The 21,481-nt window shown below is 41.2% G+C and carries 19 protein-coding genes; 11 read left to right on the top strand and 8 right to left on the bottom strand.

Annotated elements, in window-relative coordinates; all coding sequences use genetic code 11:
* Nucleotides 1–354: 354 nt before the first annotated feature.
* Both AC5JL8_RS08135 and AC5JL8_RS08130 read right to left on the bottom strand, forming a co-directional pair.
* On the bottom strand, nucleotides 355–1,248 hold the full coding sequence (locus AC5JL8_RS08135) for an NmrA family NAD(P)-binding protein (RefSeq protein ID WP_495879271.1): 894 nt from the start codon (nucleotides 1,246–1,248) through the stop codon (nucleotides 355–357).
* 48 nt (nucleotides 1,249–1,296) lie between these two features.
* Nucleotides 1,297–2,490, bottom strand: coding sequence for an FAD-dependent monooxygenase (locus tag AC5JL8_RS08130; RefSeq protein ID WP_495879270.1), 1,194 nt, complete (start codon nucleotides 2,488–2,490; stop codon nucleotides 1,297–1,299).
* A 245-nt stretch (nucleotides 2,491–2,735) separates the two neighbouring features.
* On the opposite strand from AC5JL8_RS08130, the gene AC5JL8_RS08125 reads away from it, so the two are divergent.
* The 6 genes from AC5JL8_RS08125 (at nucleotide 2,736) to AC5JL8_RS08100 (ending at nucleotide 9,125) form a co-directional block, all read left to right on the top strand.
* Nucleotides 2,736–3,776 carry a nitrilase-related carbon-nitrogen hydrolase gene (locus tag AC5JL8_RS08125; protein WP_495879269.1) on the top strand — a complete coding sequence of 347 codons (1,041 nt, stop codon included), beginning with the start codon at nucleotides 2,736–2,738 and terminating at the stop codon, nucleotides 3,774–3,776.
* A 153-nt stretch (nucleotides 3,777–3,929) separates the two neighbouring features.
* On the top strand, nucleotides 3,930–5,348 hold the full coding sequence (locus tag AC5JL8_RS08120; protein ID WP_495879268.1) for an aldehyde dehydrogenase family protein: 1,419 nt from the start codon (nucleotides 3,930–3,932) through the stop codon (nucleotides 5,346–5,348).
* A 40-nt stretch (nucleotides 5,349–5,388) separates the two neighbouring features.
* Nucleotides 5,389–5,835, top strand: coding sequence for a DUF3598 family protein (locus tag AC5JL8_RS08115; RefSeq protein ID WP_495879267.1), 447 nt, complete (start codon nucleotides 5,389–5,391; stop codon nucleotides 5,833–5,835).
* 332 nt (nucleotides 5,836–6,167) lie between these two features.
* On the top strand, nucleotides 6,168–7,556 hold the full coding sequence (gene hisS, locus AC5JL8_RS08110) for a histidine--tRNA ligase (protein ID WP_495879266.1): 1,389 nt from the start codon (nucleotides 6,168–6,170) through the stop codon (nucleotides 7,554–7,556).
* A 285-nt stretch (nucleotides 7,557–7,841) separates the two neighbouring features.
* Nucleotides 7,842–8,636: an HpcH/HpaI aldolase family protein gene (locus AC5JL8_RS08105; RefSeq protein ID WP_495879265.1), complete on the top strand. Its 795-nt coding sequence runs from the start codon at nucleotides 7,842–7,844 to the stop codon at nucleotides 8,634–8,636.
* A gap of 33 nt (nucleotides 8,637–8,669) precedes the next feature.
* Entirely contained in the window at nucleotides 8,670–9,125 is a 456-nt protein-coding gene (locus AC5JL8_RS08100; protein ID WP_495879264.1) for a RidA family protein, read from the top strand.
* Between the two features lie 8 nt (nucleotides 9,126–9,133).
* On the opposite strand, the gene AC5JL8_RS08095 is transcribed toward AC5JL8_RS08100, so the two are convergent.
* Together AC5JL8_RS08095 and AC5JL8_RS08090 are read right to left on the bottom strand one after the other, a co-directional pair.
* Nucleotides 9,134–9,955, bottom strand: a complete 822-nt coding sequence (locus AC5JL8_RS08095; RefSeq protein WP_495879263.1) for an alpha/beta fold hydrolase — start codon at nucleotides 9,953–9,955, stop codon at nucleotides 9,134–9,136.
* Nucleotides 9,956–10,063: 108 nt separating this feature from the next.
* Entirely contained in the window at nucleotides 10,064–10,987 is a 924-nt protein-coding gene (locus AC5JL8_RS08090) for a beta-keto acid cleavage family enzyme (RefSeq protein WP_495879262.1), read from the bottom strand.
* Between the two features lie 557 nt (nucleotides 10,988–11,544).
* Here AC5JL8_RS08090 and AC5JL8_RS08085 point away from each other — a divergent pair.
* A complete protein-coding gene (locus AC5JL8_RS08085) occupies nucleotides 11,545–12,006 on the top strand; it encodes an antibiotic biosynthesis monooxygenase family protein (RefSeq protein ID WP_495879261.1) in 462 nt (153 codons plus the stop codon).
* Between the two features lie 401 nt (nucleotides 12,007–12,407).
* Here AC5JL8_RS08085 and AC5JL8_RS08080 read toward each other — a convergent pair whose 3' ends face one another.
* Entirely contained in the window at nucleotides 12,408–13,886 is a 1,479-nt protein-coding gene (locus AC5JL8_RS08080; protein ID WP_495879260.1) for an amidohydrolase family protein, read from the bottom strand.
* A gap of 137 nt (nucleotides 13,887–14,023) precedes the next feature.
* Here AC5JL8_RS08080 and AC5JL8_RS08075 point away from each other — a divergent pair, with 137 nt between their 5' ends.
* The 3 genes from AC5JL8_RS08075 to AC5JL8_RS08065 all read left to right on the top strand — a co-directional run bounded on the left by AC5JL8_RS08075 (nucleotide 14,024) and on the right by AC5JL8_RS08065 (nucleotide 16,672).
* Nucleotides 14,024–14,824, top strand: coding sequence for an aspartyl/asparaginyl beta-hydroxylase domain-containing protein (locus tag AC5JL8_RS08075; RefSeq protein WP_495879259.1), 801 nt, complete (start codon nucleotides 14,024–14,026; stop codon nucleotides 14,822–14,824).
* Between the two features lie 429 nt (nucleotides 14,825–15,253).
* Nucleotides 15,254–16,261: a zinc-binding dehydrogenase gene (locus tag AC5JL8_RS08070; protein ID WP_495879258.1), complete on the top strand. Its 1,008-nt coding sequence runs from the start codon at nucleotides 15,254–15,256 to the stop codon at nucleotides 16,259–16,261.
* Between the two features lie 12 nt (nucleotides 16,262–16,273).
* The gene (locus AC5JL8_RS08065) at nucleotides 16,274–16,672 is read left to right on the top strand and encodes a nuclear transport factor 2 family protein (RefSeq protein WP_495879257.1); all 399 of its coding nucleotides are present in this window, start codon (nucleotides 16,274–16,276) and stop codon (nucleotides 16,670–16,672) included.
* Nucleotides 16,673–16,702: 30 nt separating this feature from the next.
* Here AC5JL8_RS08065 and AC5JL8_RS08060 read toward each other — a convergent pair whose 3' ends face one another.
* Nucleotides 16,703–17,167 carry a hypothetical protein gene (locus AC5JL8_RS08060; protein WP_495879256.1) on the bottom strand — a complete coding sequence of 155 codons (465 nt, stop codon included), beginning with the start codon at nucleotides 17,165–17,167 and terminating at the stop codon, nucleotides 16,703–16,705.
* A 457-nt stretch (nucleotides 17,168–17,624) separates the two neighbouring features.
* Between AC5JL8_RS08060 and AC5JL8_RS08055 the strand changes: the two genes are divergently transcribed.
* Nucleotides 17,625–18,707 carry a class I fructose-bisphosphate aldolase gene (locus AC5JL8_RS08055; RefSeq protein WP_495879255.1) on the top strand — a complete coding sequence of 361 codons (1,083 nt, stop codon included), beginning with the start codon at nucleotides 17,625–17,627 and terminating at the stop codon, nucleotides 18,705–18,707.
* Nucleotides 18,708–19,124: 417 nt separating this feature from the next.
* Here the strand turns inward: AC5JL8_RS08055 and AC5JL8_RS08050 are convergent, their stop codons facing one another.
* On the bottom strand, nucleotides 19,125–20,126 hold the full coding sequence (locus AC5JL8_RS08050; RefSeq protein WP_495879254.1) for a hypothetical protein: 1,002 nt from the start codon (nucleotides 20,124–20,126) through the stop codon (nucleotides 19,125–19,127).
* An 897-nt stretch (nucleotides 20,127–21,023) separates the two neighbouring features.
* A complete protein-coding gene (locus AC5JL8_RS08045) occupies nucleotides 21,024–21,206 on the bottom strand; it encodes a hypothetical protein (protein ID WP_495879253.1) in 183 nt (60 codons plus the stop codon).
* Between the last annotated feature and the right edge of the window lie 275 nt (nucleotides 21,207–21,481).

The raw sequence follows: 21,481 nt of genomic DNA, 5'->3' as shown, positions 1-21,481 counted from the left end.
GATAATTAGCAATTTCTTTAACTATTGATTATATAGCAATCCGATTTGATTTCTGAATCACTCGTAGAGGTAAGAAACTGGGGATTGGGGACTGGGGACTGGGAAGAAGGAATAAAGGTGTACTGAATTTTGTTCAAAAATCAAATATGAGTCCTATAATCTAATATTTAAATGTTCAATGGCTCTTATATTACTATCATCCAACTTACAAGCCACAAGTTTCCCCATCAGAAATCGCAATTAAATCTCCCAGGCTGAAAATCTAACTTTAAATATGTAATATTTGAGCAGAAAGTAAAAAAATAACTCCAAATTTTTGTGCTAACAATAATTATGCGATCGCCAGCGACAAGATCACAAACTTTCATAAGTTAATTCTGGGTTTGCCCAATGAGTTTCTTCCAGAAATTCCTTAAATGTAGTCAAAAGTCCCGGAAATTCTGCTCGCAAACGCTCAACATCAGCTTGATAACCTTTGTTGCGATACCACTGAATCAAAGTAAACAGTTCTTTTTGCCAAAGCAGTAAGAAAATCCAAGCGGGTGTTTCTTTGTGGACAACTTTCATTCCCTGCGCCTCGGAAAAGACCTCTGCCATTTGTTTGGGAGTCAGTACATCCCCAGCTAACTCAATTTCTTTACCGATGTACTGGGAAGGATGTTTAATCACATAAGCTGCCACACGTCCCATGTCTTTGGTTGCAATCAAATGTAGAGGTCTATCAGGCTGAATGGAAAAGGGAAAACTACCTTTGAGGATAGACGGTCGCGTGTACTTTTTCCAAAACTCCTCCATAAACAAGCAAGCCCGTAACATAGTTGTTGGTAAGCCTGCTGCTTTCAGAATTTGCTCGACTTTGTACTTTTGCTCAATGTGAGAAATGCCAGAATTTCTATCCGCGCCGCCTGCGGAATTGTAGACAAAGTGAGTAATTTGGGCTTGCTTTGCAGCTTGTGCAACTTGCTTGGCTCTTTCCACCTCTAGGGGATCGGGCTTACTAGAATCGGCGGAAGTAGCATGGCAGTAAACAGCCGAAACTCCTGTAAAAGCTGCTGTGAGGGAGTTTACATCATCAAGATTGGCTTCAACCAGCTCGACTCCAGCATCATTTAACTTTGACAGGGAAGGACGATTCAGGTCAATCTTCCTTGTAATGGCACGCAGGTTGGTGACTCCCTGTTCGAGAAATCCTTTGACGGCATTTCCACCAGTACCGCCAGTAACGCCAATCAGCAGAACTTTGTTCATTTTTTACCTTCCACTGGAGCCAAGAGTATTAAAATTAACAATAAATTATTAAAGCTTTGTTCCCTTATAGCTATAAAGCCAATCTTCAAACTCTGACTGACTCATCTGTGCTTGTTCTGCAACACCGCGCAGAAATGTATCGCTGTCAGCGTCATAAGAACGAGCGCCCTGGAATGCACTGCGAGCTTGAATGACTTGGGTGCGGTGTATGCGACTATTTTCATAGCTAGCAAGGGCTGTTTCAATACTGGGTGCATAACAAAGGCACTCTTGCAAATCTGATGCATCTTCAAAAGCCATATTTGCTCCCTGTCCTAACACTGGCACTACTGGATGTGCTGCATCACCCAAAAGCGTTACCCTACCTTGGCTCCAACTCTGCAATGGCGGTCTGTCGTATATTGGTCTTTCCACAATGTCCTTGGCATTTGTTGCTTCTACGAGCGCCTGTACGGGTTCTGCCCATTCAGCAAATACCTCTAAAACGCGAGATTTTACTTCTGCGGCATTTTGGAGGCAATTATCATCCGCCCATAATGCTCCAGCAACCCAATATATGTATCCACTACCCACATCAATCAGGTTGAAGTTTTTGCCATCAGTTCCAAGCGTAAAAGTTGATTCATCAGAATGTAGAAGTTCGTGGCGATATTGAACTACACCACGCCAAGACAAGCGCCCAGAATAGTGAGGAGAACCGTCTCCAATAAGTGTCTGCCTGACTGCGGAGTTTATCCCATCAGCTCCTATCAGTAAGTCTGCCTGAACTTTTTTGCCATCTTCAAAGTAAACCTCTACAGCTTGGTCATTTTGTTGAAAGCCTATGCACCGAGAATTGAGGTGGATGGCATCCGTTGGCAGTGCAGCAGCGAGTATTTCCTGCAAGCGCGACCACCGAATGTTTAGCATCGGTTGCCCGTATTTCTCCATCAGAAGAATTGGGCTTTGTGTTATTACTTCTCCGGTGCTTTTCTTCAAGTTCAACATGCGGGTTTGGCTGCCTGCGCGTTTCAGCGACTCGACTATACCTGCATCAATGGCATGGAGACTATTCAAGCCGTTGGGAAAAAGGGTAAGACCAGCACCCACTGGTCGCAATTCCCGTGCTTTTTCATAGATTTGCGCGTCAATGCCTTGTTTTCGTAGCGCTAACGCAGCTGTCAAACCTCCAAGACCAGCACCAATGATGGCAACTTTCCACGGCGATGCTACTGGAAATTCGCTTGGGTTATTTTCCGACATGGATAAGACTCAAGAGTAATATTTTCGTCGTGTTTGGGAGCTATAAAAAAAATTTCAAGAGAATTTTGATTTCTTCAACAAGCCTACAACTTCATTTTAATGTTAGCGAGCTGTGTCAACTTCACTTTAATTTTTTTAATAGCCATCATAGTTGTAGGTAACTATCAACAATATGCTATGCGATCGCCACCCCACAGCGATCGTATCCTTAAAAGTGGCAGTTAAAATTTCCACAAAGTAAATACATGGCAGTCTACCCCGATAATATCGAGTCATTCCGAGCTTTGGCGCTGCAAGTTACGTGTCATGCAGTCAATCAGGCAGGCGATCGCCAAGAGGCTCGTTCTCTGATGCACAATAGTATCAATCGCTTGGCACAACAAATTGCTGCCAGTATCGCTTTTATTGGTTTGGACTGCCGTTTAATTGTGCTGCCAGAATATTTCCTTACAGGTTTCCCTCGCGGAGAATCGCTGGCGATGTGGGCAGAAAAAGCTTGTCTGGAAATAGATGGGGCTGAGTATGAAGCTTTAGGTAATATTGCCCAAAAACATCGGATTTTTTTAGCTGGCAATGCTTACGAACTCGATCCTAATTTTCCGGGTTTGTACTTTCAAACCTGCTTTGTCATCGATCCATCGGGAGAAGTTGTCTTGCGGTATCGACGGTTAAATTCAATGTTTGCTCCGACACCGCACGATGTTTGGGATAAGTACCTTGACTGCTACGGATTGGATGGAGTTTTTCCGGTTGCGAAAACTGCGATCGGTAATTTGGCAGCATTGGCATCCGAAGAAATCTTATATCCTGAAGTGGCAAGGTGTTTGGCAATGCGCGGAGCAGAAATTTTTCTGCACTCGACATCAGAAATTTATGGCAATTTCACACCCAAAGACGCAGCCAAAATCTCTCGTGCCGTGGAAAATACAGCATATGTAGTTTCCGCTAATACAGCAGGCATCGCTAATATCCCTATTCCTGAAGCTTCGGCTGATGGCGGTTCTAAAATCATTGACTATCGCGGAATAGTATTAGCACAGACAGCTACAGGCGAAAGTATGTCAGCTTTTGCAGAGATTGACTTAGCTGCCTTACGCCGTGATCGCCGCAGACCAGGGTTAAATAATTTACTTTCACGCCAGCGATTTGAGCTATATGCAGACAGTTATCGTCAGTCGCATTTTTACCCAGCAAATACTATGCTGGAAACAGAAGTAGATCGCAAACACTTTATCCAAACCCAGCAAGCGACCATTGAACGCCTAGCCAAGCTGGGAGTAATTTGACAGACAGATTTTTTAATTGGGGAATGGGGATTAAAAAATTCAGAATTTAAAATCAAAAACCTCGCTTCGGCAAGTATCCTAACTACTGACTGAATAAAAATTAAAGTTGCAATCTGCTGTAACTAATAACTAACGACTAATGACAAATAAATAATGAGTAAATCTATAGAAGTCCGCAATCCCCGGACTGGAAAATTTGATTATGTGATTATACCGCCGCCTCCGAAACTGCTGGCGCAGCTATGTAATCGTCTGCGGAGGGCGCAAGTTCGTTGGCAAGAGTTGGGTGTAGAAGGAAGAATTGAAGCATTACAGGAATGGAAGGAAGCTTTATTGTCCAGGCGCGATCGGTTGACTGAGGCTTTGGTCAACGATACAGGTAGATTGTCAATCTCAATCATGGAAATTGACTCCTTCCTCGCTAGCATAGATCGCTGGTGTCGGTTAGGGCCAGAATTACTGCAAGAAACCGCAAAAAACACAGCCATCCCGTTTATCGCCTTGCAGCAAACATCTGTGCCTTACCCGTTAGTCGGGGTAATTAGCCCGTGGAATTTTCCACTTTTACTGTCTACAATTGATGCAATTCCGGCATTGATAGCAGGTTGCGCTGTTGTTGTCAAACCCAGTGAAATTGCTCCTCGATTTGTAGCACCACTCATAACAGCACTGAATGCCGTTCCCAAGTTGCGCGACGTATTCACTTTTATTGAAGGCGCAGGTGAAACAGGAGCCGCTTTAATTGAAAATGTAGATTTAGTCTGTTTTACAGGCAGTGTAGCAACAGGGCGAAAAGTTGCTGAGGTCGCAGCGAAAAGATTTATTCCAGCTTTTTTAGAATTAGGAGGTAAAGACCCGGCGATCGTCTTAGAATCAGCTGATTTAAACTTAGCCACCTCAGCAATTTTGTGGGGTTCAGTTGTTAACACTGGGCAATCATGCCTCTCAATTGAGCGAATTTACGTTGCAGAATCGATATTTGATAAATTTGTTACACAACTGACAGCCAAAGCCCAACAACTAAAATTAGCTCACCCTACAGTTGAAGATGGCGGAATTGGCCCGATCATTGCCCAAAGACAGGCAGCAATTATTAGCGATCATCTCTTAGATGCAGTCCAAAAAAAAGCAGTAGTTCACTGCGGCGGTCAAGTTGAAGAATTAGGCGGGGGTTGGTGGTGTCGTCCCACCGTTCTCACCCAGGTTGACCATTCAATGAAAGTGATGACTGAAGAGACTTTTGGCCCAATTATGCCAGTAATGCCATTTTCTCAAGTTGAAGAAGCGATTCACTTAGCCAATGACACTATTTATGGACTGAGTGCGGCTGTGTTTGCAGGTTCAGAACAATTAGCCTTAGAAGTTGCCCAGCAAATCGATGCAGGTGGCATTAGTATCAATGATGCTGCGCTCACTGCTATCATGCACGAAGGCGAAAAAAACGCCTTCAAGTTCTCCGGCTTGGGCGGTTCGCGCATGGGGCCAGCAGCTATCAAACGGTTCACGCGCAAAAAAGCTTTCTTAATTAAAACCAACTCTGCAAGCGACCCTTGGTGGTTTGATAATGGGTAATAGTTTATTAGCCAGTTATCAGATTAAAAGGAGTTTTGTTATGCCTAATATTAGAGAAGGAATGCCCGTGCTAGCCCGTCATGAAGGAGACTGGGTAGGTACGTATACACTTGTCGATACAACTGGAAAAATTCTTGATAGGCATGAATCTCATTTAACCTGCCAATTTCCAGAAAATAGCCCCTATGCCTACTATCAAATTAATCGTTACAAATGGTCTGATGAGAAACAAGAGGAGCATAGATTTCCTGGAACCTATCAAGATAAAACTCTTTTATTTGACACCGATCGCATTCAAGGAAAAGCTTGGGAAGTTGACGATTCCACAGTAATTTTGTGGTTTTCTTATAAGACAGTACCAGAAATGTACTTATATGAAATGATCCAAATTAGTCCTGACAACAACTATCGCGCTCGTACATGGCACTGGTTTAAAAATCATCAAATTTACCAACGTACCTTAATCCAAGAAGAACGAGTACGATAGCAATTTAAAACTTTCAAGATGATTTAGTTAATAAATTATTAATTTGTAGGGTGCGTTAACGAAGTATAACGCACCCTTATTTGAGCAAATAGACTCAAGTTTTATATCAAGGAGCTCATTATAATTTAAAATTTAAAATCTAAGAGGATGTTTTAAAAGTCTTTTTGTCGGTAGCAAAACGTTCTAGATCCCCCTAAATCCCCCTTAAAAAGGAGGACTTTGATTCTTCCCCCCTTTTTAAGGGGGGCTAGGGGGGATCAATAAGTGCCTAAAATCACAGCCAACCACTTTTCAAACAACCTCTATTTTCTAAAATAGCTAAAGGACAAAACATGACAAAAGGTGACAAAATAAACTTTTCCACACCCAGTGGCTTTCCTGAATTTCTTCCTAGTGAAAAACGTTTAGAATTATACTTGCTAGATACCATTCGGAGAGTTTTTGAAAGTTACGGATTTACACCGATTGAAACTCCCGCAGTTGAGCGTTTAGAAGTATTACAGGCAAAGGGAAATCAGGGTGACAATATTATTTATGGTATCGACCCCATCTTACCACCCAATCGGCAAGCAGAAAAAGATAAAGCAGGTGAAACAGGTTCAGAAGCTAGAGCTTTAAAATTTGACCAAACAGTTCCTTTAGCGGCGTATATAGCTCGTCACCTCAATGAATTAACCTTTCCTTTTGCTCGTTACCAGATGGATGCTGTTTTTCGTGGTGAAAGAGCAAAAGATGGAAGATTCCGCCAATTTCGTCAGTGCGATATTGACGTAGTAGCTCGTCGAGAATTGAGTTTACTTTATGATGCTCAAATGCCTGCAATTATTACTGAAATATTTGAAGCAGTTAATATCGGTGATTTTGTAATTCGCATCAATAATCGCAAAATTCTTACAGGTTTTTTTCAATCATTAGGAATTGTCGAAAATCAAATTAAGTCGTGTATTGGCATCATTGACAACCTAGAGAAAATTGGTGAATCAAAAGCCAAACAAGAATTAGAAAAAGAAGGTATAAATTTAGAGCAAACACAGAAAATTATTGATTTTATTAAGATTGATGGTACAGTTGATGAGGTATTAGATAAACTTAATCATCTATCACAAAATCTTCCAGAATCCGAGCAATTTGGCTTGGGAGTTTCCGAATTATCAACAGTGATTGCAGGTGTCCGCAATCTCGGAGTTGCCGAAAATCGTTACTGTATAGATTTATCTATTGCGCGTGGTTTGAATTACTATACTGGCACAGTTTACGAAACAACGCTAATAGGACATGAAGCTTTAGGTAGTATCTGTTCTGGCGGTAGATATGAAGAATTAGTAGGGATGTTCTTAGGCGAAAAAATGCCCGGAGTAGGAATTTCTATCGGCTTAACTCGCTTAATTAGTCGCTTATTAAAAGCTGGTATTCTCAATACCTTAGCTGCCACACCTGCACAGGTGATGGTTGTGAATATGCAAGAAGATTTAATGCCCACTTATTTAAAAGTGTCACAAAATCTGCGTAAGTCGGGCATTAATGTTATAACTAACTTTGATAAGCGTCCTTTAGGTAAACAATTCCAGTTAGCTGATAAACAAGGAATTCAATTCTGTGTAATTATTGGTGCAGATGAAGCAGCAGCACAAAAGTCATCGCTTAAAGATTTGAAAACAGGCGAACAAGTAGAAGTAGGATTGGCTAATTTGGCTGAAGAAGTGAAACGGAGGCTTCAGTAATTCAGTTGATTTGGAAAATAAGGGGATAGAGCGTCTTTTCCCCAAAAACCAACACTCAGGTTAATAAGTTTTTTGAAAATATGTTTATCTTTTAACTTTAGCGATCGCCTAATGTTTGACGCTAAACTATAAAATTTTAACTTTGGTTGCATGAAAATAAAAGAAAAGCGATCGCATCCTCGGATTGTTACTCGCTAATGCGAATATCTACATATTGTCTAATTTTTAGCAAGCGTCGATTTATTGACCAGTAAGTAGGTTGGCGTAACGAGAGTACAAAGAATTATGTTCAGACCTAATAGACTGAAGAAAATGCTCCAAACCAGTTCCCAACCAATCGGTTGCTGGATTTTTTTCTCAGATGGTGACTCAATCGAACTTCTTTCTATGTGTGGGTTCGATGCCTTTATCATCGACCACGAACATGGCGCGATGGAAATGGGCGTTTTAGTAGAGCAACTCCGCGCCGCCCAAGCAACAGATGTTACCTGTATTTTACGCGTGCCTTCAAACGATCCAGTTTATATCAAGCGAGCCTTAGACATGGGCGTGGAAGGTATAGTCGTTCCGACCGTAGAATCAGCAGATGAAGCGCGAGCCATTGTCGCCGCAACCCGCTATCGACCTCATGGCGGACACCGAGGTGTCGGTTATCCGGAAAGCCGAGCAGCCAACTGGGGTTTAGCAGAGCTAGAGTATCCTGCCAATTATCGGGAGAACCTACTTCTAGCCGTTATCGTCGAAACCCGTCAGGGTTTCGAGAATGTTAAGGAAATTGCCGCAGTTGACGGTATCGATATGGTAGTTTTAGGAGCAGGCGATCTGATGGCAGACATCGTGGACGATTTTGCTGCGCTGACTAAATTAGGAACTTACAATAATTCAGAACTTGAACGATTGATGGCGGAAGCTGAAGCCATAGTTCGCTCCACCCCTGATTGTTGGCTTGGGGGTGTCAGTCGCAATGCCGTCGGAGGTCGCGCACTGTTCGCTAAGGGCTATGATTTCGTGCTACCTGCTGCTGATGGCTGGTTGTTGTCCGATGCGGCGCGTTCAGTTGTCAGTGCTATGAGAGGTTAAAATTTTCAGTTGATAAAGTGTGGAGCTACTTAGATGGCGAAGACTCGTGAAGTCATTATTCCCAAAGGAATGGAAATTTTATACGAAAAGTATCACTATTGCCCTGGGATTAAGGTAGGCAATACATTATATATCTCAGGACAGGTGGGACGTGATGAAAATTTACATGTAGTGGAGGGAATAGAAGCCCAATTTGTCCAGACTTTCGAGAATGTCAAAAAGGTACTTTCAACAGCAGGAGCCACTTTTGACAATGTGGTAGAGATGATTACTTACCATGTGACAGGGGTAAATCTCGGTAATTTGCAAGTGCTGCCTGCTAATGCTTCAGAACAGCAGTTTACCATTCCACACCTGCCACTATTTATGCAAGTAAAAGATCGCTATTTCACTAATAACTTCCCTACTTGGACAGGCGTTGGTATAACTGCTTTGTCTACACCAGGACTAATTGTAGAGATTAAGTGTACAGCAGTCCTAGAAAATTAGAAGCTGAACTATTCTGAATCTTTTAGAAATTCGATTACTGCCTGCGCTACTTCTTCAGGTATCTGATTCATCATGCAAATTGTTCCTTGGTCAAATTCAACGACTTTGCCATGAGGAATTGCTTGAGAAAGAAAATAGCGATCGCCTGCTTTTGCTAAACTCAGTCTTTCAAATTCTTTGACATCATCCATTCCCCAGATAATCAGAGTTGGACACTTGATAGAACGAAATCTTTCTGGTGCATCTAGACAGTAGTTGCCGACAGCCCAAACTGCGTACAAAGGATGACCAAAACATTTTAAATCGTCTAAAACCCAACGGTGATTTAATTCGGCAGAACCTACGTATCGAGAACGGGCTAACCATCTTTCCATGAGATGAGAGCCATCTTCTTTGATGTTAAAACCTTCCTCAAATCTTCTGAATAGCTCTGCTTGTCCTCCTTCACCGAAACCAGCTACATTACCTAAGATCAGTTTTTCAATGCGATCGCCATAAGTTGCTGCTATTTCTCCGGACACAAAAGCACCTGTATGGTTTCCCATAACGCTAGTTTTTTCTATACCTAATTCATCTAAAAGTGCGATCGCTGTTTTCGCATAGTCGGCGACTGTATACATTCTTGGTGGTTTATCCGAATCACCAAACCCCATCAAATCCATTGCTATGACTCGTCTGTGTTCAGCAAGGATAGGCATAAGTTCTCGGTATTCATCACTACTGCGGGGGTTCATGTGCAGCAAAAGTATGGGTTCACCCTCGCCACCGATGCGATACAGAATCTGTCCATCTTCTGTGTCTAAAAAAGCTCGTTTAATCTTTTGTTTCATTTCCTTAGAGCGATCGCAGTTAGATTTCCCTGTAGGTGGGCATTGCCCACCCTACATTTTAGATCCCAACTCATTACCAAAATTTGCTGATATACTTATGCCACCTACTTAGTTGGCAGTTGCTTGTAGTTCTTTGCTTCGGGAAGCTCGCGGCGACATCTTCAGAATCTCGCGGGTTTGCGCTGGCGTTGCAACTTCCCGACCGAGCGTATGCGCCATCTTTGCAACCTTGTCTACTAACTCGCCGTTGTGTGGCTTGCCAAAGCGAGTGTAAGCATAATCTCCCAGCCCAATTGCGACGTGTCCGCCAAGGGTGATTGCCCAGGCTGCTACCTTCATCACGTCTCCATTCCAGCAAAGCGCCAGCCACTGGTTCCCCATAGGAACCTCAGCTATAAACGCCTGCAAACCCGATATAGTCGCCGCAGCTCCAGCCGGCATTACTTCCCCGGTAAAGACAAACTCCCAAAACGTGTCCCGTGGCAGAAGTCCCATTTCCTGGAAGCAACGCGCTGTTCGCATTTGCCCTACGTCCCAACAGACTGAACTGACGTAGATATTGTGTTCCTTGAATACTTCCAGTACTGCCCTGAGGTTAGCGCGGGTATTAACATACACTTGATCGTAGGTCGTGAACTGTTTCGCCTGGGGATTCCAGAAGTCCACGTTGAGCGACCCAAAATCCACTGGAGCCATGTCCACCCGCAGCACTGGATCGTCATTCACTGCCAAGATGTGCCGGACGCGATCCTCTACCTGATTCTGTGTAATGTAGCCAAGCGTCGGATGGATTAGGAGATCCGTCTGTTCACGAATTCCCTGTATCACTTCGAGATAGAGTTCAACTTCGTTGCGCGGTTTCCCACTATCTGGGTCTCGCCCGTGCCAATGGAAAATCGAAGCCCCTGCTTCCCAGGCACGAACTGCTTCGCGGATGATCTCTTTTGGAGAGTAGGGTAAAGCAGGATTGTCCTGGCGATAGGCTATTTCGTTACAACGACACTCGATAATCAGTGGTAATTCGTTGTTCATTGTCTTCCTCCTAAATAGGTAGGTAAATTTAATTTATTTGTATATTTACTAAGCAGTTATATTTTTTCTTTCCTGCTCTCCCTCTATAGAAAAATACCTAATTAATTTTGTACAAGTACTTATTACTTTTCCAAAAAATCAACTACTACTTTTAATACTTCTTCTAGTATTTGATTTATCATCCAAACAGTTCCACCTTCGAGTTCAACCCTTTGGCTATCAAAAATTATTTCCCAGAGCTAACAATCCTTCTAACCCCTTTTCCCGGACAAAATTATAGTAGGGCACTTAATCAAAAATACAACGGTGAGGCAAGAAGTAGCTTAGGAAATATAGTAACAGAGAGATTAATAATAAATATCAAATGATACAATCTTACAATGAAGAGTGATATTACTTAACTATTACCGCATTGTCAAAGACCATTATTAGTATGACCCCACGTTTAGCACCCTTCCAAGACAGATAAAAGATGATGGCGGCTTGTTTTTTATCAGAGTTGATAGAGATTTATCACAAGTAAGTATAGTATTATTCTATGCACCTGGAGATGCCTAATGATTAGACCAAATAATTTTTCGGGTATTCTTTGTGGATTGGCAGTTTCAGTTTTGATTTTGCCACTGGCTTCATTTGCACAGGTTGAAACTCTTACAGTTTCAGCACAACCTCTACCAAATAATACTGCTACCACCGAATCAAAGAAAGTAGTCGCACGTATTTGGCATGGTACAACGCTAACATCAAAAGCCGATGAATACTATGCTTATTTGGTAGAAGCTGGAATTAACAAAATTAAGTCAATTCCTGGTAATTTGGGAGCGCAAGTACTTCGCCGCACTAATGGAAATAACACAGAATTTACTGTGATCTCTTACTGGGAATCACGAGATGCAATTCGCAACTTTGCTGGTAATGATATTGAAAAAGTCAGATTTCTTCCTAGAGATAAGGAATATCTGATAAAACCAGAAACTACAGTTAAACACTTTGATGTCATGCTAGACGATCGCAAATAATTTTAGATCAAAATGTAGCGACTGTCTGGGCGTAACACGGAAACGTGAAGACGGAAGTTGCTACAGACTGCGCGTAACACGGAAACGTGAAGGCGGAAGTTGCTACAGACTGCGCGTAACACGGAAACGTGAAGGCGGAAGCTGCTACAGGGAAGGCAGAAGTTGCTACAGACTGCGCGTAACACGGAAATGTGAAGACGGAAGCTCTTACAGTGAAGACGGAAGTTGCTACAGACTGCGCGTAACAGGGAAATGTGAAGGCGGAAGCTGCTACAGGGAAGACGGAAGTTGCTACAGGGTAGACAGAAACAGTATTTCCCTAGTAGCAACTGTGTTAAAAGTTAAGCGATCATAAAAAACCGGAGTCTTCTACAGTATTTTTCACGTCAATTATTGTGTCCTTACGAATAGTGGGAGCGTTTTAAATAACGTCCAGTAGGTGAACCTAGAACTTGTCCTTTGTTATAAATCAGATTTCCCCGCAAAAAGGTACTCTTCACCCGTCCGGTTAACTCGACTCCTTCAAAGGGTGTATAACCTTGTTGCGATTCCGACTCAGCAGCACGTACCACAAAGCTTTCATTGGGGTCTACCAGCACTAAATCAGCATCATAGCCAATGGCAATATCACCTTTTTCTAATAAACCAAAACGCTGCGATGGGTTCCAAGATAGCAACTTAGCGATATGGTTGTAAGACATTCCCCGCTTACTACCTTCACTTAATACACCAGAAAGTAAATATTCTGTACCACCAAAACCAGACTTTGCTAACCAAATATTATTCGGGTCTTTAGTACTTCTTTTTTGTTCAGCAGAACAGCAAGCATGGTCACTAACTATCCAATCTACTTGATTGTTGAGTACTGCTTGCCATAAGTATTCCACATCAGCACGGGGACGGATAGGGGGGTTGACTTTTGCCCAAGTACCATTAGGAGTATCAACATCTAATAGCAAATGTCCAACAGTAACTTCACGCCGAAAATTGATATGGGGAAAAGCAGTTTGCATAGTCAAAGCTGCTTCCATTGCTTTACGCGAACTTAGGTGCAACAAATTAATATTTGCACAGTTAGTCTCATGTGCCAAATAGGAAGCAATACAAATTGCTAAACCTTCGGAATGAGGAGGACGCGCTGCACTGTAAGCGTGCAGTCCGCTAAGGCTAGAATCGTTTTCAACTATTTTGGTATAGGCGTTAAGAATTTCCGCAACTTCACAGTGCAAACTCAAGCTAATAGTATCTCGTGCTTCTGGATGCGCTTCTATTAAGCGAGTTAGACCGCGCATAATAAATTCAAAATGAGCGAAGTCGTAGCGTTCCTCTTTATTAATCATCAAAAACAGGTTTTGCTGATCTGACAAACCATGCAACCCATAACCGCCATAAAACATGAAGATTTTAAACGAAGATACACCATGTTCCTCAAACAGCAGAGGTATTTCGTCAATATGCTGGCTAGCTATGGGTGCGACATGATAGCTATAATCTACAAAAAAATTACCTGCGGATAAGGTCAATACCTCTGGAAAAAAATCGCGGTAGGAACCGCCTTTGTTGAGATAATACTGTCCTGTACGAATGTAGTTCAGGCTGGTAGTCACGCCTCCCATCGCCGCAGCTTTGCTTTCTGTCACAGCATCTTTATCTAGGGGTTGATAAATACCGATGTGCATGTGAGCATCCACGACCCCAGGAAAGCCTAGCAAATTTTTGCCATCGAATACTTCTATAGCTTGGTTTGCACTAATATTAGGGGCAATTTTAGCAAATTTCCCATCCTTAATTCCTAAATCAACTAGTTCGACAGCATCATCATGGGGACGAACTACGCGCACATTTTTGATAATTTTATCTAATACAGGAGGTTCAGACACAGTAGACCTCACACTAAAATGAGTAAAGAAGCTTCAGTTCTGGTTTAATCAGGAATTTCAACATAGTACCGGAATGCAAGCTAAAACCCATTATTATGTAACAGTTTTTTATTCAATCATTTTCAGGATAAAAGCCAATGGAAAATTTTAATGAGTATCATCTAAATCCAAAAGAATTTCCTTTTCTCAAAAGTCTTCAAGATAACTGGCGAGTGATTAGAGATGAGTTTACACACTTTCTTAATCAGGCATCTAATGAGGAGTTAAAATTTACTTACGATGTTTTAGGGCCTAAAAGTAAAACGATTAAAACCAAGGGAAATTCAAAATATAGTGCTTTTGGTATTTTATTTCAAGGTTTATTTATTGAAGAATATATTAAAGTACATCAAATACAGTACCCAGATTATGGGATAGATGAGGCATCAGAAAAAGCGCTTGCCTTAAGAGAAAAGTATTTTTCCAATTTGGCTAATGTAATCGAAAAAGTAAACTTTAGCGACGATAGTATTATCAGAAATGCCTATTTTGGGACATTCCATCCAGGTTTAGATATTAAACTTCATGTCAACTACAACCCACACATGAATCGTGGCTATCTAGGATTAATTGTGCCAGAGGGGGATGTAGCTATGAAGATATGCCATGAACAGCTTTATTGGCATGAAGGAGAATTCATGGTTTTAGATCATAGCTATCCACATTGCCCGCATAATTACACTAATTATGACAGAACAGTTTTGGTTGTAGACTTTTTTAAACCGGATAAGCCTAGAGAGGAAGTAATTCAATTTGAAAAAGAGCAAGTTGCAGAACGTATGCAAGATAATCCTTACAGCTTAGGTGTATTTGGGAAGAGTGATAAAGCTAAAGAAGAAGATTTTATCAAGTATGGTTTAGCTCATCAGTTAGAGTGGGATAAAGCTTTAGGAGCTTAATATTATCTCCCCACTATTTGGGAAAAATATTTGGATGGAAACTTCCCAGCTTCTCTTAAAAGTATTCTTCTTGGAGATGAGCGGTGCGTTGCCCTTTTTTATAACAACGCACCCCTACAAAGTTAAAATTTACTAACGTAGACGCGTAGCGGCTTGCCGCAGGCTACCGCCGAGACGCAGAGAACGCAGAGAGAATTAGTAGATATTTTTAGAAATATTTTATAATTGATAAATTATAACAATTTGAAAAAAGAATGCAACAAATGGGTAGGGGAGCCACTCCGTTGGGCGGCTTTGCCGACTTGAAGGAAGTGGCGTCGCACGGCATTGCCGTGCCCCTACGAAGAATTTATGTGTCGCAAACATTATTTGAATTGGTATTATTTTGAATTGAATAATTTAATTTTTAGATAAATATAAGATTTAAAAATGAACGCAAAAACATATAAAAAATTAATAGCAAAACAACTGAATCAAGATTTTAAATTTGCTGTGGAAATTGTCGAATTTCCTATTCCTAAACCTGCTGCTAGTGAAGTTTTAATTAAAAATAAATTTGCTGGCGTTAATGGTGGCTTTGACACATTACTTTGTCGTGGTGATGTTCCTTATGTTAATTTAACTCCTCCCTTTGATTTGGGTGTGGAGGTGGTGGGAGAAGTTGTAGCAGTCGGAGAAAATGTTCAAGATTTCCAAGTGAGTGATGCTGTAGTCACTACTAATCGTGGTGGCGGTTATCGTGAATATCAGGTTGTAAATGCAAACTTAGCATTTAAGGTGCGTGAAGTTACGCCAGAAGTGTTAACTCTAATGCCTACAGGTGTATCAGCTTTGGTCGCCTTGGAACAAGTGGGGGAGATGAAAAGTAATGAAGTGGTTTTAGTAACAGCAGCAGCAGGGGGAACCGGTCATATTGCGGTGCAATTGGCGAAGTTAGCAGGTAATCATGTCATTGGTACTTGTAGTTCTGAGGCGAAGGCAAACTTACTTAAAGAATTCGGGTGCGATCGCATTATCAACTATCGCACCGAAAATCTCAACCAAATCCTTAAGCAAGAATACCCCAACGGCATTAATTTGATTTTTGATTGTGTGGGAAAACAGGTTTTTGATACTTGCGTGGAAAACTTAGCAGTACGAGGACGGTTAGTAGTAGTTGGGTTCATCTCAGAATATGCAAAGGATGTAGAACAAATTACCCAACCCCGCATTTACCACCAGTTATTTTGGAAAGCTGCTTCTGTTCGCGGCTTTCTCATGCCTCATTATAAAGAATATATGCCAGAGGCACGCGATCGCCTGTTAAATCTTTTCTACACAGGCAAACTCAAAGTTGCCGTAGACCCAAATCATTTTCAAGGCATAGAATCTATTCCTGCGGCTGTTGAATATCTGCTTAGTGGTCAAAATTGTGGCAAAGTAGTTGTCAGATTGTAGCTATCGACAACCATGACACAAGAGTTAGAAAATACTTTAAAAGTTGCCCAGCAGGGATTTGAGCATTTTACGCATGGTTTGGCAACAGGAGAGTGGCAAGCCTTTTTAGATATGCTCACGGAAGATTTTACTTTTTGGTTTCCTATGGGGAAATTCCACGGTTTGAATGAAGGAAAAGAACGAGCTAGAGAGTTTTTTGAATACGTTACTGAATGTTTCAATCCGGGAATTAAGCTGGCTTCCCTAGACCGTGTTACTAGCAATGAAACGACGGTTGTTTTTGAATTTCGGGATGAAGGACTCTTATTAGGACAGCCTTACAAAAATCGGGTAGCAGTTTCCTTTGATGTGCGGGGAGACAAAATTTGCAGTTATCGGGAATACTTTGGCAGCGATGGGAAATCTTATTAATTGAGGCGATGGGGTAGAAGAAGTATCTACTTAGTTATTCTCAAGCTTTGGTTGATTGATTTCTTGGGATTTAGCTACTGCGGCTTGATATGCGTCCAAGTAATCCTGACCGCCTAACATCACATCACCATAATATGCATAAGGTGCATCACCGTAGATGGGTAGGGGGTCATCTTCAGGATAATCTTCTTGCGATTCTTCGATGATTGCTTTTAGCTGCTTAACAGTTAGGCTTTGTGCGGCAAAGTAGTAAAGCTGCTGGGGATTTTTTTGCAGATGCGGTAGGTTGGGATCGACAATAGATTCGCCTAACTCAATCCAACCGTGTTCAATGGGTTGGTATGGCTTGCCAGGAAAAACTAAAAATCCCTGGACATACTTTGCTTTGTCAGTTGCCAGTGCTGCTTTATAAGCATTATCAAACGGCTTCTTTGCCTTGCTTTTGATGCGTTGAGCAATCTCAACTGAAAGTGCTTCATCCAATGGTTTATTCATCGATGGGAAGGAGTCAAGCAGCTACTTCAACATACTACCACTCGTGGGGCTGTAATGAGGACTTCAGCCCTGATTTTGATGAATAAAGTCCTAACTACGCAAGTTTGTTAACTTAATTGGGAAATATTAAACATAGCCCCAGTTAGATAAATTTCTTTGCAATAAGCGCTGAAGTGCTTACTACAATAATAATTTGCGATCGCCTCTAGCTTTTTTATTTAATCCGAGCTTTTAATTAAAATATTTACACTTAATTATTTAGTCTGTGAAAATCCAAATTTATACCTATAGATATATTGTTTAAATTTACTTAGCTATTAATAAATTAAATGCCTTTTTGCTTGAAAAAAATTATTAACGAAAATGTAGTTTATGACTGCAAGTTGAACTGCGTTATAAATAGTAGAAGTGTTATCTTAAAAGCAAGGTAATTTACTCAATTTTTGAGGAAAATACTATGACTGCAACGCTCTTAGCAGGTGATTCTATCGAGTCTTTATTAGGTAAAGAGGCAGAAGACCTGCTTACATATAAAGCAAAAGTTGCTCAAGATTTACTACACTTGCCGGGGCCGGACTTTATAGATCGAGTTTGGATAAATAGCGATCGCAATCCTCAAGTCTTACGTAATCTCCAGCAAATTTATTCTACTGGTCGTCTTGCACATACGGGTTATCTCTCCATTCTACCGGTAGACCAAGGTATTGAACACTCAGCAGCGGCTTCTTTTGCACCCAACCCGATTTACTTTGATCCAGAAAATATTGTTAGATTGGCAATAGCAGGAGGCTGCAACGCTGTTGCTTCGACTTTAGGAGTATTGGGCAATGTTTCGCGTAAATATGCCCATAAAATCCCCTTTATAGTCAAAATTAATCATAACGAACTGCTGACTTTTCCCAATCAATATGACCAAATATTGTTTGCCGATGTCGAACAAGCTTGGAATTTGGGTGCAGCAGCGGTAGGTGCGACAATTTACTTTGGTTCAGAGCATTCTACTAGGCAAATTCAGGAAATCAGCCAAGCTTTTAAATATGCTCATGAGCTGGGATTAGTAACAATTCTCTGGTGCTATCTGCGTAACAACGCTTTTAAACAAGATAAAGACTATCACGTTGCCGCTGACCTCACTGCCCAGGCGAATCATTTGGGTGTAACGATTGAAGCCGACATCATTAAACAGAAGTTACCAGAAAATAATAATGGTTACGGAGCCGTAGCCAAGGCATCTGGTAAGAGTTATGGTAAAACCGATGAGCGGGTTTACACAGAGTTGACAACCGACCACCCAATTGACTTGACTCGTTACCAAGTGCTGAATTGCTACTGTGGACGCGCAGGATTGATTAATTCTGGTGGGGCTTCTGGTAAAAATGATTATTTAGAAGCAGTTCGCACAGCTGTGATTAATAAACGCGCCGGTGGTACAGGATTAATTTCTGGGCGAAAGGCTTTCCAGCGTCCGTTTGAGGAAGGGGTAAAACTGTTTCACGCTATTCAGGATGTTTACCTTTCACCAGATGTGACTATAGCTTAATGCTGGAATTGGGGACTCCTCGCCACAACTTTTTAAAAATAGAAAAAACAGATAATCAGGTGGGCTATTTGTCCACCTTTATTTTTTAATAATTATGTAGGCTTGGCATTGCCCACTAAAACAAAAATATGTGGGCAATGCCAAGCCTACTAAGTAATTTTATTAAGTAATTTTCAAAAGGAAGCCAAGTTCTTAATTTTGGATAAAGTCGAGCTTAGAGGATGACTGAAAAGTTTTTGGTGTTGTATTCAATAGTAGATCCCCGAAATCCCCATTAAAAAGGGAGATTTTTAAAAGTTTTCTCTCCTTTTTAAGGAGGGCTATAGGGGATCAGACAAAATATTTAATACTTTTGAGACATCCTCTTACAAAAAGACTTTTAACAAGAGGCTTAGTACAAGAGCGTACTGATGATTGTTATTCATTAACAATCGTAAAACCTTCATAATCGGTAGCTCCAGTTGAAGCATTTGGCAAATTGACTTGACCAATTAATCTAGCGGTTGCAAAGCCTGCACCATTACTACCTGTGGCACTACCTAAACTTAAACCTGTTGCGTTGAGTTCGTCTTGGAAGCCTGTAATCTCGTAGATAGCGCCAGTCTCCAAAAAAGCCAACAGTCTTTGAGTAGATCCGCTAAGGTTAGTAAATGCCAACCCAGAATCTGCATTGACATTAAGAGCTTGTCCTGAAGGTGTTTTAACACTAATCGGTGCAGATAACTGACCAGTAAACAAATCGACTTTGTAAAGCTGCGCCCCATCTTTATCTGCGGTACTGAAATCGCCAGCAATAGCTCGAGTACGACCAGGATTAAGATTGTCGATGGCTAATGAATCGACAAATTTTCCAGGATTGGTAGGTTGAGTTCCTTGTCTTTGGGCAACAGTAGTAGCTGCACCAAATTTGTCTACAAGAGTAAGAGTACCTGCTCCAGTGCCAGGTACAGTAATTTTGTAAAGAGAACTACCGACTGTTCCAGTAGAGCTTCCTCCAATGGTGTATAGAACATTAGTTGACAGTATCTGACCTGTTGATGAAAAATCACGTCCAAAGTCAGCACCTGAGTCAAACCCAAAACGACGCAGATCAGATGGTGAACGTGTTGGCGAGGCACTGGCTGGAGCAAAAGGCTGATCGATATTATTAATCCGAATAACAGTTGGATCAATTGTTGGGCTGCCACTTTTGCGTGGTTCGTTAACGGCACTTATCCTGTTCGTGCTGGGGTTAGTTCCCAGCCCTTCTAGATCTGGGTTATTAATACTAGCGACAGTAACTGTGCCTACTAGCCCAGGAGTAATAGTTTTTGGTGCAGTTGTAGAGGCAGGAGGGATAAGAAAGCGATAAACCTGGAATTGGTTTCCAGGTGCGCTAGAAACATCCGTGTCTCCTACTGTATAACCGTAAAGAGCCATGAAAATTTTCTCCACATTTAAATTTGTACAGTTTTAAAAGCATTCCAAATTTGGAAATTTTCGGTTGCAACTTTGAATTTACAGAAAGCAGACTTTTGCAGACTTAAATTCAAATTAGTCTGCGTTATCTTACTTCGCTTGTACGGCTATAAATTCTATTTGCTAGCTATATTGGCAAAAATTAATGCAGCGAAAACTTCTACTTCTAAAAGACTAGAATAACTTGACTTCAGGCTATCACATTTATTAGTTGTTCAAGAATCCTGAGTTAAGAGTAGTATTTGGAATCTTTCCATCCTTAGGATATGTGAATAATGTTAAAAATAAGTTATCTTCTTTTTAAAGTTTAATCGTATCTAAAAGCCAAAAACTATAAACCTACCTTTGGGAAATTATCAAAACCAATTATTGTATATATGCTGTCTTACAGCATATTTTGGTAACTTTATCCGTAGTTAGTTCTTAGAGAATAGGATTAGACTAGTAAAGCGCCGCACCCTAAATAATCTCAAACCTTTACGAGAAGATCCTTTACTCTCTCAAGCAGCGCAACTAAACACCCAAAATATGCTTGAGCGCCAATATTTCGAGCATCTCTCTCCCGGAGGCAATCGCTTACTAGTTTTACTAGTAAGCAAGGTTCTAATACTCATTAACGGAGTTCAAAAACTCATTAATCCAGTTCAAAGCCTCATTAACAGAGTTCAAAGGCTGGCGTCTGATGTTTATCTCAAGTTTTTCTGCTACGGAAAAATCGCGTTTAATCCGCTAACTGTTATTTACAGCGACTTGCAGTTTAGGCCACAGTAAGGGCACAACAATGTTGTGCCCTTACAATAATTTAGAAAAGTGCTGTAAGCCTTGCCATAGGCTAAGACGGTTTTTGGTAAGGTCTTTTTAATTTCGTGCAGCCGATACTACCCCGTCTTTATCTTCTCGGTTTGCAGGTCTAGGCAATAGTTCCACCTTAATCCAACCGGGTTGCCGTGTGTCAAAAGCTTTGTAAGCATCAATGACTGAGCTTAGAGGTTCAACCTGCGTCAGGATTTGTTCTGGATCGAGTTGTCCAGTCTGAACCATATCAACCAAAGTGGGAGTAAATTGCTGCTAATTTAAATGGCGTAGCTGATTCAAAATCACTAAATAAAAATTTGAAATAAATCTGCTTGTTAGCTTTTAGGTAGCGATCGCATGATTGCACTGCGCTCTGCGCGATCATACTAAAGCTTGGTGAGTCAACTTGAACTCATCAAAGAGTATCTATTTTTGTTTTCTTGTAACCTCTACCTCAAGCAAGAAAGAATACAACAGAACAAGTTAGAGAAAGCGACCATCACAGGCCGCTGATTACGAAT

The sequence above is a fragment of the Mojavia sp. genome, from assembly GCF_059505145.1.
The sequence above is the reverse complement of the archived record's forward strand: the minus strand, read 5'-3'. Positions and strand labels throughout refer to the sequence as shown.